The organism is Paenibacillus sp. GP183, assembly GCF_900104695.1.
Lineage (GTDB): Bacteria > Bacillota > Bacilli > Paenibacillales > NBRC-103111 > Paenibacillus_AI.
In genome coordinates this window covers 2,306,664-2,319,533 of record NZ_FNSW01000001.1, presented here as the reverse complement: position 1 = coordinate 2,319,533, position 12,870 = coordinate 2,306,664, and the positions used below count along the sequence as shown (strand labels likewise).

Below are 12,870 nucleotides of genomic sequence, written 5' to 3'. Positions count from 1 at the left end.
ACGGACACGAACATCAAACTTCGGCATAAAGCATTTACTTGCTGAACTAACAGAATAGCGGAACAATTCAAACGTTGTTTCGTCTATATTGTTATGTTGAAAGGGGGAAAAGATATTGCGGCGTCCTCTGATTCTGTTCGCTTTGATTGGTCTTTTATTGGTTGGTTGCGGTTCTATAAAAACGTTCCAAGGAAAACTCGACTCAATTAAAGATGGCGTCTTTATTATTAATTGTTCCGACGAAGTTAATAATGGAAAAGGTAAAAACATCAACGGTATTGGCTACCTTTGTAACGTTAAAGTTACCAATAATACAAAGTTCCTTGATGAACATGGAACGACCTTAAAGATAACAGACTTCCCTTTGGAATCTAACATAAGGGTCGTTCTTATGCAGTCAGAAAATATCAAGGAAATCGAGAAAGGACAGCAACTAAATCTGGTGGCAAAAGAAATCATTTTGCTGAGCCAGTAATACGCTTTACAATCATTCGAGTATTCAACTAACGGATTACAATAGTTCAACACCAAAACGGCTGCCGCGGGGGGCAGCCGTCTTTGCGTTAACGGGCAGTATAGATGAAAAAGAGAAGGTGTAAAAAAACTTAGCACAAAGTTGCCAAGCCTTTTCTCCTAAAATAGGTTGTATGGAGTTCATTTTTTAATTAAATCGTATAACTCATTTCTTATCGTATCAGGAATTCGATAAGAAGATTGAATTCCTCCATATGTCATAATGCCATCACGCCCCCTAAAAGCAGAAACAAAGGAAGCCGGCTGATTTTTTTCAAGCCAGAGTAGGAAATCGGCATCATTTCCATCCTTAAAGCGAGTATGAATCCAATAATTTGCTGGGTTTTGATTAATCGGCTCCAGTTTTTGTTGAAGATCTAAGGCTCGCGATAATGTATTAATGAAGTTCTTATTGGAATTTGGCAACCAATGGACAACTACGTTTTTGCCTTGTGGGTCAGAAATGGTTACGTCGTAGACAGGTTTGCCGTTTATTTTTGGAATTTGTTTAACAAACCAAACTGATACCCCGATAATGACAATGATAATAACTATTGAAATTCTCCAAACCTGTTTTTTCATGTTTTTCTCCTGCTGTTCTTTCATGTTTATATCTTACTATAGAAAATTATCTTTTAAAGAAGCAAGAAGTAATAAATGGGTTTTATATAACAATGTGTTCTTCAACTGACGAAATAAACGGACAACGATAACTCAAGAAAGGAAATTGTACCAATAATAAAGAACTACCGCGGCAACTCTTTTTGATATGCTCTAGATCAGCTAAAGGATCCGTAGAACGTTATAAAAAGAGATATCTTAATCAAATGTTAAAACACCGGGCATCATATGTGTAAATTTGGAGTATAAGTGGTGATAATAACTTGAAAAAACTTATGTTCGTAGTTACCATAATCGTTCAGCTAATTTGCTTCAACGATCAAACGGTCCATGCTTTTGATGGGGCCGAAGTGTTTGACATCCAGAAAGGTGAAGTTATAAAAATAATAAAAAACTCTGCAAATTTGCAAAGTGAAGTTGAGAAATGGTTATCCTCGATTGCTGGAACAGTTGGCTCTTTAAAGATGGAGCCTGATAGCGGGATAGGATTAAAGATTGAGCTGGTTCCTCCTCTGAAAGTCGAAAATCAGTGGATAACAGGGACAGTTACTGAGGTTGCATTGTTTATAAGTGAAAAGGAGACGTATTATCCTACGCTTTTGATATTTACAAAAGAGAATAGTGTCATTGCTGTAAATATCCAATATGATTTAATGATGTTCTTAAAAAAGAATAAACTTTTTAAACCAGAATTTAATCTTAACAATCCGCCCAAAGATAAATAATATGCTTAAAGGTATCGGAGTTAATTTCTGGAAGAAGTAGTATTTTGTTATGCTAAACTGAGGGAAGAAGAATGATGGCAGCATGACGGACAGGCTGCAGGCATCATAGACAGTCTGCTCAATATTAACAAACTGTTGATAGGAGTGGAATCATGAGAAAAATTGGAATAAGCATTACGCCACAACAATTGATTGATATGTCAGACCTCATCGTTGTTGGAGAAATTAAGAAAAAGAATTATGAAGATAAACATATACAAGTTTTTATATCAGTGGAATCCGTTTTGCAAGGTAAGATAACCGAAAAGGAAATAGTGTTAAATCGTGATCTAAATATGATCCATGATTACACCTTCGATTTTCCAGAAAAAGGAACTAAGATAATGGTGTTATTGAAAAAAAAATATCCTAACGTAGGTTTATCTCTTACATATGCGAACAGTATATGTGAACTTAAGGAAAACAAAGTTACGTTATATAAGGGCATGGATTTTAGAAGTAAAAATAAGGGACACGAAGTGTTTTGGTCTCCCAGAGATTATGAGGCAACGTATCAAGCTTTTTATGATAATGCAGTAAAGGGGAACATCAGTACAGACAAAGCTATACAAATTGCACTTGATTATGCTACTAAGGAAACTAATTGGAAATGGAAATTTGCATCAATCGAATTAGTCGATAATGATTGGATTGTCTGGGTTAGAGCTGTTGATCATTTTGAAGCCATGAAAATAATGATAAATCTTCGTACTGGAAAAATAGGAGCGATACAACAAACGGAATAAACATTTGGACCCCATATTTCATAAATGGAGAAGGCTGCCAAACAATTACTATCGGCAGTTTTCTGAGCGAACGGGTGCATAATTAGGGTCTAATGGCAAAAAATACTCCTCATACACTTTATGAGGAGGGCTAATACAATGAAGGTAATTATCATATTTTTCAGTATTTTCATATCTATCCTAATTTGTAAAGTCGGATTTGCTGAACCAGAAGGGCAAAAACTACAAGCTGCATTTATTCGCAGCGATGATTTGTGGTTTAAAACGGATGATCTTGAGATGCAATTAACCAAAAACCAAAAGGTCAGTGCCCCAAAATGGTCTTCTGATGGAAAGTTTATTGCGTATTCCATTGGAGAACAACAACATGAGATATGGGTATACAGCTTGGAAAGTAATAAGCATTTTCGGATCTACCCAGACGGTGAAAATTATCAATGGTCACCCGAAAAGAATCAACTTGCATTTAAAGTAGGTGGAGTTTTAAACATTACAAAAGTTAGCCGCGATAATGTCGAAGCCATTAAGAACGTTTCTTTGGGGGTTGGTAACTATTCCTGGCTTCCAGACGGCAGTGGCTTTTTAGTTTCGTCCACATCTCAGTTGCTTCCAACCGGTTGGACGAGCGTAAAATTGTTTTTGGTACCGGCAGACGCCAATATGAACCGAAATAAGATCAAACATTTTTATACGCTTCCTCCAGAATCACCTAGTTTTTTTGCCATTGGCACAAGCATATTCAAGTGGTCAAACGATACAAAGTGGATTTCATTTATTGCAAATCCGACGGCATCATGGTCAGCGGATAGTAACACCTTATGCGTATTGTCTTCTGACGCCAAAAGATTTCAAAAACTGGACAAAACACTTCATTATCAAGAGTGGTTCCAATGGGCTCCAGGAAAGGACTCGCTCGCTTATATAGAAGGAGAAGGCAGAATCGCTATTCAGAATAAACATTTGAAGGTCAAGGATTTCCCTGCTTTGAAACCACCTTCCTTTACACCAAAGGGATTTGTCGATCGGGACTTTACATGGGTAAATGATCGCTTTATTATCGTTTCAAGGTCAAAGGAAAGTGAATGGTCGAATGACCCGGTGAAGCGACCATTACCGGCGTTATATCACGTGAACATTCAAAACAATGAACAGAGACAAATCACAAACCCCCCTAAAAAAAGCGGAGATTTTGGTCCCTATTTTCTCAAACAAAACAAAAAACTGACCTGGATCCGATCGGACGGGGAGCATGGGGATGTGTGGAATTCGAACCCTGATGGAAGCGATGCGAAAGTGTTAATTAAAAATATTAATACAGGCTCAGCGTATTATGAACGGCGGAGTTGGAGTCTCGTTGTTGCATGGTATGATCCTCATCATTAATGCAAAATATGGCTATCTGACAGGGGCCATTGTACTTTCTGGACACTTTATTGGAGAACTTGCCGGTGTTAAAATGGGGTGAATTACAACTAAATAAGGGGTTGGAAAAAAGCGTGGATTTAGATTTATTACGAGAAGCAATAGTAAGAAACAAAATGGATACAGTTGAAAGCATGTTAGAGGAGATAGGCAGAAATAAACTAAAAGAAGCCATTCCCCTACTCATAGAATATTTAAAAAGCACCGACAGTAATATTTTGAGAAATTCTATTGCAATTACTTTAAGTGATATTGGAAGCGAAGAAGCCATTGAGCCACTGATTGATATGATAAATCACCCAAAAACATTGGGAGCAAGAGGTACACTGTTATATGCATTGAAACCATTTGATTGTTCAAGACACTTAGAAACACTGGTTTTCCATTTGATAACAGGAAATTTTGAAGTCCAAGCTGAAGCATATCAACTTATTGAAGCTATGAACTCAGAAGTATCGGACGAAATATTATTAAAATCAATCTTAAAAGTAAAGGATGCTTTAAACGAAATAGAACGTCAACACCAGATAATTTCTGATACGTTAGAAAAGCTATTTAGCTTAAAGAAGATATAACTTAAATATATATCAACCAACTTCTTATTGTGCTAACAGGACACGATTGCGGAGCAACTGTAAATGGGTTGCTCCTGTTCTTTGTTGAACTAACGGGCAGGTTTGCTTAATACATTTTCACATGAAATGATGTAACTTTTTTGGCATTATATCGTCTATGTTAAAGTGGTATTTAGGTAAAGGGGAGCTTGGCATGCGTTTAAAAAAACCATTGTTTATAGCTTTAACGGGATTTATAGCTTTATTGATAGCATTCATTTATTTAACTCCTTTTGCGGGAAATTTAGTAGTAAATACAAGATTTGAAGGATACGCAAGGAGCGTTGACATTAAAATTATAAAAAAATCTCCACCGCTTCCTAGTGTAACTTCGGGGCAAACACAAATTCCAGTTATCCAAAGTAGTTATTGTTGGGACTATTTAGGGTGTGTAGATTATGTAAGAGGAAAAACGATGTTAAAAGGGATTCCCCCTACCGTTGTAACTCCTGAAGCAGATATTAAGGTTTCGTTTGCTTATAAACCAGCACCTAACGAGTTGAAAGAACAGCAATTTGTTGATGATAAAACGATACAAATTCCTTTGAATGATGGTTTTTTTAATGCCCCAAAAGAAAAAGGTATTTATTACTACGGCATTTCAGCATTCTGGAAAACCGATGATGGTAAATTTTCGAAAGGTGACACATCATCAGTTTTTGTTATAGAAGTTAGATGAGTTTTAACTAACGGATAACTAAATCACAATGACAGCTACCGACGGCAGCCTGCTCAGCTAACGGGTAGATTAGCTAAGAACAAGGTTATTTTGTTCTACTGTCGAATACAGTCAATTAAAGAAGATTAGATTTGCTAAGGAACTTCTAGGATTTACAGAGAGATGTATAATAAAAAAAGGTGGTCGATTATAGTAATGGGACCTGCACAAGGTATGCAAATTCCAATATGGGCTTTAGTTATGCCGATTTTATCTGTTGTCTTTTGGTTGTTGTTAATCGTTTCAATCATAATTGTTGTGGTTAACTCCCAAAAGACTAGTCGAAGTCTTCGAAACATTGAAGCGTTACTTAAGGAACTCAAAAAAGATAAAGACAACCATCATAATTAATGGGAACACGACCACCACTTTTGGGTGGTTTTTTCATTTTTCTATAAACCTTTAGAATGGCTATTCAGCTAAATAGCTCCATAACAAAGATCAAGCAGGCTGCCGGTGATAAACTCGGTAGCCTGCTGTGCTAACGGGCAGGAGAGTTTAATAAAAGAGTATCTCAAATTAACATAATTTACCCATTTGTGTTGTGAAACATTATTTTGAATTTACATGTCAATTATAACGGCAGGAAATTATTACTTGGGGGAAATTGATATGAATAAGGTATTAATAACAACAGTATTAACTTTATTTGTTATTTTAGGTTGTTCAATCACTCCAAAATCTGATGATAAGCAAATGTTACGCGAATACCACGGAGGTCCTGCTGTTTCTACTGAAGGTAGTGTAATCTCCATAATCGAGCTGAAACAATCAGAAGTAACGAAAGAAAGTACCATAGAAGTAAATGTGAAACTTAAGGCAAATGGAAAGATAAAGATAAATGGTACACCACAATTAAGGGTTTATAAGTTCGGTCAAGCCAACGGAGAAGAACCTTTGATGATACACAACATCGATCATTGGAAACAGCTTCCTCTGGGGGATAATGCAACTGTTGAGGAAAAGGTAACATTGACGGCACCTTCAGATCCTGGTTATTATCGAGTAGAGTTGAGCTTAGATTCATACGTTAGTAATTCAACAAACTTTTTTGTGAAATATCCGACGGATACCCTTTATTCAGGTACTTTCCCAGTCAATTTAAAAGTAGAAGCATTGGGACGAATATTGAAAATTGACAGCATCACAATGACCAGTAAATCAGCAACTGTAAGCTTTAGTTTGTCACCAGGTGTCCGCGGATTTGCAACGGAACTTGTTACTGATAACGGTAAGAAGCTGGTCGGCATTAGCTCTATTCCCTTTGACGAGAAAACAATTGTACAGGCAACTGCAACATTTGAGCCTATTCCGATCTCAGTCAAGAGCGTCAAATTTACTCTTTCGAATATACAATTAATGACTAATGTTGGGATTGTTGATCGCCCAGGTTCCTGGGAAGTTGTAATTCCATTGGAACAAGGGCATAAGAGTTCCTGATTAAGCTAACCAAAGCGATAGTTGAATAAATAACACAAGTAGGCTGCCGGCGATAAACTCGGTGGCCTGCTGTGTTAAACGGGCAGGATAGTTTAAAAAGAGGCACAAAAATAAAACTTTTTCATTTGAAGGATAAATTAGTCTTTCTAGAGTATTTTATTAGAAATATTTGTTGATCATTCAAGAACTAACCAAAGGGGAGATGGTTTGTTTGATAAAACTTATAAAGTATGAGGATCTTACATTGTTTAAGAAAGATGTGATCTCTTTCTTAGAACAACATGAAGCTGAAAACAATTTAGTATTAGGTGTCTTGCAATCTTTAAGTGAAAAAGATGAAAGTCCTCTTTTTATGTCTACTGTAATAAAAGACAACGAGATAGGGTTGGTCTTACTACAAACACATCCTCGTCAAATTATCTTATCAAAATCAGTATCTTTTACATCAAAGGAAATACACGTTATAGGAGAAAAGTTGAATAACACAATTCGAGAAATACCTGGCTTTATAGGTGAAAAGAAATTAACTACTGAACTAGCTATGTATATTTCGAACGTAAAAGGGATTCAAGCAAGTGTTTTTATGGACCAAAAAATTTATAAACTAGAAAAAGTTGAGAAAAAAACAAATACAAATGGAAAGCTTCGGAGAATTATAGAAAAGGATCATCACACCATAAAAGAGTGGGTATATCAGTTTTGCTATGAAACTAACCAACCTATAAGTATAGAAGAAGCAGATAGTAAAGCTAAAGTAATGATTAATAAAGGAAATTTAGTTGCGTGGGAAGTGAACGGAGAATTGGTTTCCATGGCTTATGCTACACGTCCAACCCAAAATAATATTACAATCAGCTATGTTTACACCCCGATTAGTGAAAGAAAAAAGGGATATGCCTCTGATTGTGTTTCAGCTTTCACTCAATTCTTGTTAGATCGTGGTTATAAAACAACAAGTTTATACACTGATCTCAGTAATCCTACTTCCAATAAAATTTATATTCAAATTGGATATGAAGCGATAATGGATTCAATCGTTATCCTTTTTAAATGAAAGTATTGAAAAATCGAATTTTGTGTCCCACTTCAATGTAGTTTGAAAACCTTCGCTAGTATCCATCAAAATAAAGTATTAAAATGGGTGGGGCGTTAAGCTAACGGGCAGAAATGTTGAACAAGATTATAAAACAAATGACGTACGTGGCAGGAGAAGTTCAAGTACAACGAGATAATCGAGCGACGCAACTAAAACCACCGTACGTGGACCGGTACTGGAGCGGGACTTCACGCTTCGTAGGAGCCCACTTTCTAAATTACTTCTTCAATTTTCGCACTTGTAAATATCCCCCAATAATCAATAAAATCCCTAAAATCCCTAAAATCCCTAAAATCCCTAAAATCCCTAAAATCCCTAAAATCCCTAAAATCCCTAAAATCCCTAAAATCCCATTACCAGCGTAGCTGTAACCAGGGGCAAACGTATGTAAATAAATGTATGGAGCTCCAAAATGGATGATGGATTGGAAAGATTCGTTCAAAAGACCAAACACTTAAATAATTTGCGTGGATGAGCTTGCTTCGTGCCTGTTCCTCTTTGGTTTATTGAAGTATCAAGCAGTTTAGTGTAACATTCCAATCGATGGAAGCGTTTTAATTTTAGTTATGATAAGAAAGTTATGTTAGTTCATTCAGTAGTGTGGATGGAGGTTCTTTAGTAGTGAAAAAGACATTAATAGGTAGCATACTTATGTTTACTGGGGCTTTGATATCTTCAGCTATTTTTATAACCGCAGCTTTGTATGTTCCAAATATCACCAATTGGCAGGGTTCACGGCTTTGGTATGCCATATTCGGTGCAAAACAATATGGAAATGAAGTTGTACAGAGCTTATTTTTAGGCGTCCCATTCATAGTGGGCATCATTTTGTTTGTTCTTGGTTTGATTGTATTGGTAGTTGAATATTTTAAAAAGGATTAATGCTCCAATAAACAAAGTCTTTAACGGATTTGAATTCTATAGGCGGATTTTTAGGAAGGCGTTATAATGGTATAATTTACCTAATGATGAATTGGAGGGATGACGAATGAATGCTGGTTTAATTATGGGTGCATGTGTATTAATTGGTGGTGCGATTGATTATTTTACAGGACATGAGGAAGTATGGGGGGGGACTTGGGGTCGGAGTAGGGTTATTGGGTATGGCTTACATCCAGATGAACAAGAACTCAAAGAAAAAAATGGCATGTGATATTCTACAATTCCATAAAAGGACGAAGGACTTCCCAACACCCCTAACGGGTTACGATAACTCAATAAAATACCCCATCAGGCTTCTGCAGATTTAATACGGTAGCCTGTTCAGCTAACTGGCAGTATACTGTGATTTAAAAAAAATATGTCAGAATTGGTTCACTTCCTAAAGGAATATAAATAACTAATTTGAAATCAGGAGGAGTTTTATTGAAAACATGGACAAAACATGAAGACCCCAATAATAAGTACGGAGCCACATTTACTTTGGGAGATAGAAATATAGTGTTGCCACCAGGTGCAATTATTTCTGTTACAAGAGGTGAATTTTTCAATATTCCACGCTTGATTATAAATGGGATTTTAACTCGATTCATTATGAAATCAATGACCAAAAATGAAGACCTGCTATATGCGGAGTTAACTGGTCAAATGCAAGGAGGAATTGGGCAAACAACGACTGTTTGGATAGATGGTAAGCGTATGAATCAATTCAGGACAAGAGGCTTCCACAATTTTGCTCGAAGATTTTTTAGCTGGGTATTTTATAGCGGAAAAGTGCAGTCCTATTTTTTAACGTGGGAGCATCAGGGGCAGCTTCCTGCTTCTGAGGAATTCACTACCTTTGTAAAAACTTACGGTCGACATTTTGATGGTGGTAAACTTGTTAAAAAAGCAAATCCACCTGATAAGGGGCTAATGACCTTTCCATAAAAAGGTCTTACACTGATGTATGGAGGTGAATATTATGTTTTCATTGGGTTATTTGCCCATAGTTATTTATTTTCTGTTGGAATTTTATAGAAGGACTCCGATAAAGAAGAAAAACAAAATCGTGGTTCAAGTATCTTAATTGGAGCAATGTTGACATGGATGGTCATAATTCCATCATTGATTCATTTTTTTTCTACTAATCAAGTTAATTCATTACTGTATATAGGGATTATTATTGGCTTATTAGGTGTTCGGATTAGGTATTCGTCGATGAAAAATCTCGGTCGTTTTTACAGTAGGAATATAGGAGTTCAGGGTGAACACTCGATAGTTCAGAGTGGATGGTACCAATATATTCGTCACCCAGGTTATTTGGGGACATTTCTTACTTATTTAGGGTTCGCAATTTCCACATCATCATTGACAGCCGTAGGAATCAACATTGTTTTGTTTTTCATTGCATATTCTTATCGCATAAATGTTGAAGAACAAACCCTTATTTCAAAATTCGGAGAAAAATACAGACAATTTCAACATAAAACGTGGAGACTAATTCCATTTTTATATTAAAAATTCGGGTTCCTTAATTTCCTTAACGAAGAACAATAGTGAAGGAGCTTGCAGTTTAGTAGCTCCTCTAATTCATTGAAGTAACGGGCAGAATTGCTGAACAAAACCAACTCCCAAAAAGAGGGGATTTTGACTTCCTTGGAGAAAGTACAAGGGCAATAATATAACTTATCTAGGAGGTCGTTGGGATGGCTATAAGAATTATTGAAAGAGAACACTCCCGTATCATTGGAATGAAGCTTGAAACTTTGTTGCAAGATACAAGAGAACACCAGATAATTCCGAAGTTCCAACAATCGTTTAATGAAAGACTAGAAGAGGTGAGCGGTGTTGTTGGTCTTCCAAATACATATGGACTTTTCATCGATCCGCCAAATTACAATCCTGATACTGACCTATTTACTTGGATAGCTGGTGTAGAAGTTAGTCCTTATGTAGAGCCGCCAGTAGGTATGATCTCATACGAACTTCCTAATGCGACCTATGCTGTTTTAGAATACCAAGGAGACATCGATAGAGCCGGTGATGCTTACGGGGAGTTGTATGAATGGATTAATAATTCAGAGTATGAACAAGCCGGAACTTACGGGTTCGAGTTGTATTCGACAGTCCACTCACCGTTAGAACGAGGAAAGGCAGTTTTTTTGTTACATTTCCCGATAAAGCATAAGTAATCACTGACTATTTACCAAGTTGAAATAGTTTTTCAACTAACGGATAACGATAGCTCCATAACAAAGATCAAGCAGGCTGCCGGTGATAAACGGTGGCCTGCTGTGCCAACGGGCAGGTAAGAAGTGTTTGGAATTTTATAAAGAAGTATTAAATGGTGAAATTCAATAAAGATATCGTGGTCAGTATGTATCAGTAGAAAGCAAGGAGGACTGTATTTGAGAAACATACTCAACATACTGGTTACATTTTTTGTTTTTTGGTTTGGGAGTCAATACTTCAATCAGTATATATCCATATCGGATACAAAAACATTGATACTTGCAACAGTGCTTATGTTTGTTATCAGTTTCATTTACGGTTTTTTATTAACAGTTTCAATGATTTCCATTGTAATTGGGATTGGTTGTTTAACGACTCCATTGTTAGTCGTAGCTTCGCTTGTGTTGACACCAATAAAGTTATGGCTTCTTAATAAATATTTAACGGGATTTGAAATTCATGGTTTTTGGACATTTGTGATTCTTACCATTGTATTGAGCATCTTTACAGTAAAAGTAAAAAGCAAAAAGGATTGAAGGGGTTAAGATTTTATCAGGAGAAGAAGACAGGCTAACGGAGAACGATAATGGAGGAGCTTGCCCCTGACTGAATGGGCAGAGCTTAGAAAGGGGCAAATAGACATGAAAATTGGATTACGTGTCATTGCGTCGTTACTATCGCCATTTCTGGTAGGATTTTATGCCGCATTCTTAACGTATTTTTTTCGTGATCCAGCAAGACCTTTTGGATTTGAAAAAGAGTATTTTTTGGGTGTGCTCATTTCCTTGGCATTGAATTTGATTGTGGTTATTTGGTTGTCTATTGGAATTGACCAAATCACAAAGACTTTCGGGTTGTTCAATAGGAAAGGGTATTTTTTTAAGTTTATAATATATACCTTCACGGGTTGTCTGCCAGTGATCATTAGTTGGCTTAAAAGTAGTAATCCACATTCGACTCTTTTTTACCCGCAAGCGACGTTTTTCCCGTTGGTTTCACTAATTTATTTCCATGTGTTACTTGGATTGGATGCCCTACTAAATTGGAATGTAAAAAATAAAGGGGAACATAATAATGTTTCCTAAAGAAGTTTTTCAACTAATGGATACGATAGTTGAATAGCGGTTGCTCGTTTTTTATGTAATACGCTAACTGGCAGGATAATGATGTAGAACTTCAGCGATATACCGAAATTCCATGCTTTCGACGATTACTTGCACAAAATCGGGACACACCCAGAACATTAGGAACCTCTTAAACATACGATGGTTGTATACCATAATAAGAGGTGAGAGACGATGAATAAGTTTATGGCCTATATGGGCGGGGTTGTAGGCGGGTATGCCCTGGTTCTATCCTCATTACCAGGAACAGTTTTATCAGGTCTGAACCCAATCCTTCACATTATTGGTACTGTCTCTATGATTGTTTTTGGCGGCTTACTCATTTTCCACGCTGTGCGTTCGCTTTTCACGTAATGTTATCGCCCGTGTCACAGGCTGCACTAAGTTCACTTGGTGCAGTCTTTTTATTTTATGAATGAATCACTGATGATTGTGGAAATATTACGTTTGACTACGAAATGGATGAATGCTGAATTTTTTACAGGAGGGAGAACTCATTACTGAAACGTTCTTTCAAGCTGACGATATTGCTGACACTGATCATTGGCTGCGTATTCCGGCTGATCCGGACGGCGATTCCGGAAGTATCCGGACACTAAACCGGAAACATCCGGACACTAAACCGGAAACATCCGGACACTTTGTCGAGTGATTTGATC

General features: G+C 36.7%; 20 protein-coding genes. 18 read left to right on the top strand and 2 right to left on the bottom strand.

The window, feature by feature from the left end:
• Window positions 1-115: 115 nt before the first annotated feature.
• On the top strand, window positions 116-475 hold the full coding sequence (locus tag BLV33_RS11530; protein WP_090791195.1) for a hypothetical protein: 360 nt from the start codon (window positions 116-118) through the stop codon (window positions 473-475).
• Between the two features lie 179 nt (window positions 476-654).
• Here BLV33_RS11530 and BLV33_RS11525 read toward each other — a convergent pair whose 3' ends face one another.
• Window positions 655-1,095 carry a hypothetical protein gene (locus BLV33_RS11525; protein WP_090791192.1) on the bottom strand — a complete coding sequence of 147 codons (441 nt, stop codon included), beginning with the start codon at window positions 1,093-1,095 and terminating at the stop codon, window positions 655-657.
• A 302-nt stretch (window positions 1,096-1,397) separates the two neighbouring features.
• On the opposite strand from BLV33_RS11525, the gene BLV33_RS11520 reads away from it, so the two are divergent.
• The 8 genes from BLV33_RS11520 to BLV33_RS11485 all read left to right on the top strand — a co-directional run bounded on the left by BLV33_RS11520 (window position 1,398) and on the right by BLV33_RS11485 (window position 7,892).
• Complete coding sequence (locus BLV33_RS11520) at window positions 1,398-1,859, top strand: hypothetical protein (protein WP_090791190.1); 462 nt, start codon at window positions 1,398-1,400, stop codon at window positions 1,857-1,859.
• A gap of 152 nt (window positions 1,860-2,011) precedes the next feature.
• Entirely contained in the window at window positions 2,012-2,644 is a 633-nt protein-coding gene (locus BLV33_RS11515) for a hypothetical protein (protein WP_090791188.1), read from the top strand.
• A 138-nt stretch (window positions 2,645-2,782) separates the two neighbouring features.
• Window positions 2,783-4,027 (top strand): translocation protein TolB, encoded by a 1,245-nt coding sequence (locus BLV33_RS11510; RefSeq protein ID WP_090791186.1) that lies wholly within the window; start codon window positions 2,783-2,785, stop codon window positions 4,025-4,027.
• 65 nt (window positions 4,028-4,092) lie between these two features.
• The gene (locus tag BLV33_RS11505; protein WP_253187038.1) at window positions 4,093-4,641 is read left to right on the top strand and encodes a HEAT repeat domain-containing protein; all 549 of its coding nucleotides are present in this window, start codon (window positions 4,093-4,095) and stop codon (window positions 4,639-4,641) included.
• A gap of 193 nt (window positions 4,642-4,834) precedes the next feature.
• Window positions 4,835-5,359, top strand: coding sequence for a hypothetical protein (locus BLV33_RS28755; protein WP_139305727.1), 525 nt, complete (start codon window positions 4,835-4,837; stop codon window positions 5,357-5,359).
• A 195-nt stretch (window positions 5,360-5,554) separates the two neighbouring features.
• Window positions 5,555-5,749 (top strand): hypothetical protein, encoded by a 195-nt coding sequence (locus BLV33_RS11495; RefSeq protein WP_090791182.1) that lies wholly within the window; start codon window positions 5,555-5,557, stop codon window positions 5,747-5,749.
• A 261-nt stretch (window positions 5,750-6,010) separates the two neighbouring features.
• Window positions 6,011-6,838, top strand: a complete 828-nt coding sequence (locus BLV33_RS11490) for a hypothetical protein (protein WP_090791180.1) — start codon at window positions 6,011-6,013, stop codon at window positions 6,836-6,838.
• A 244-nt stretch (window positions 6,839-7,082) separates the two neighbouring features.
• Entirely contained in the window at window positions 7,083-7,892 is an 810-nt protein-coding gene (locus tag BLV33_RS11485) for a GNAT family N-acetyltransferase (protein WP_253187037.1), read from the top strand.
• Window positions 7,893-8,151: 259 nt separating this feature from the next.
• Here the strand turns inward: BLV33_RS11485 and BLV33_RS28750 are convergent, their stop codons facing one another.
• The gene (locus tag BLV33_RS28750; RefSeq protein WP_139305726.1) at window positions 8,152-8,376 is read right to left on the bottom strand and encodes a hypothetical protein; all 225 of its coding nucleotides are present in this window, start codon (window positions 8,374-8,376) and stop codon (window positions 8,152-8,154) included.
• 179 nt (window positions 8,377-8,555) lie between these two features.
• Between BLV33_RS28750 and BLV33_RS11475 the strand changes: the two genes are divergently transcribed.
• The 9 genes from BLV33_RS11475 to BLV33_RS11440 all read left to right on the top strand — a co-directional run bounded on the left by BLV33_RS11475 (window position 8,556) and on the right by BLV33_RS11440 (window position 12,863).
• Window positions 8,556-8,816, top strand: a complete 261-nt coding sequence (locus tag BLV33_RS11475; protein ID WP_090791173.1) for a hypothetical protein — start codon at window positions 8,556-8,558, stop codon at window positions 8,814-8,816.
• A gap of 106 nt (window positions 8,817-8,922) precedes the next feature.
• Entirely contained in the window at window positions 8,923-9,087 is a 165-nt protein-coding gene (locus tag BLV33_RS29305; protein WP_171909118.1) for a hypothetical protein, read from the top strand.
• Between the two features lie 212 nt (window positions 9,088-9,299).
• On the top strand, window positions 9,300-9,803 hold the full coding sequence (locus BLV33_RS11470; protein WP_090791172.1) for a hypothetical protein: 504 nt from the start codon (window positions 9,300-9,302) through the stop codon (window positions 9,801-9,803).
• A 147-nt stretch (window positions 9,804-9,950) separates the two neighbouring features.
• Complete coding sequence (locus tag BLV33_RS11465) at window positions 9,951-10,373, top strand: methyltransferase family protein (protein WP_366414805.1); 423 nt, start codon at window positions 9,951-9,953, stop codon at window positions 10,371-10,373.
• Between the two features lie 188 nt (window positions 10,374-10,561).
• Complete coding sequence (locus tag BLV33_RS11460) at window positions 10,562-11,047, top strand: GyrI-like domain-containing protein (protein WP_090791170.1); 486 nt, start codon at window positions 10,562-10,564, stop codon at window positions 11,045-11,047.
• Window positions 11,048-11,263: 216 nt separating this feature from the next.
• Window positions 11,264-11,623 (top strand): phage holin family protein, encoded by a 360-nt coding sequence (locus tag BLV33_RS11455; protein ID WP_171909117.1) that lies wholly within the window; start codon window positions 11,264-11,266, stop codon window positions 11,621-11,623.
• 105 nt (window positions 11,624-11,728) lie between these two features.
• Window positions 11,729-12,172: a hypothetical protein gene (locus BLV33_RS11450; RefSeq protein WP_139305725.1), complete on the top strand. Its 444-nt coding sequence runs from the start codon at window positions 11,729-11,731 to the stop codon at window positions 12,170-12,172.
• Window positions 12,173-12,385: 213 nt separating this feature from the next.
• The gene (locus BLV33_RS11445; protein ID WP_090791162.1) at window positions 12,386-12,565 is read left to right on the top strand and encodes a hypothetical protein; all 180 of its coding nucleotides are present in this window, start codon (window positions 12,386-12,388) and stop codon (window positions 12,563-12,565) included.
• A 112-nt stretch (window positions 12,566-12,677) separates the two neighbouring features.
• Entirely contained in the window at window positions 12,678-12,863 is a 186-nt protein-coding gene (locus BLV33_RS11440) for a hypothetical protein (protein WP_090791160.1), read from the top strand.
• Window positions 12,864-12,870 lie beyond the last annotated feature (7 nt).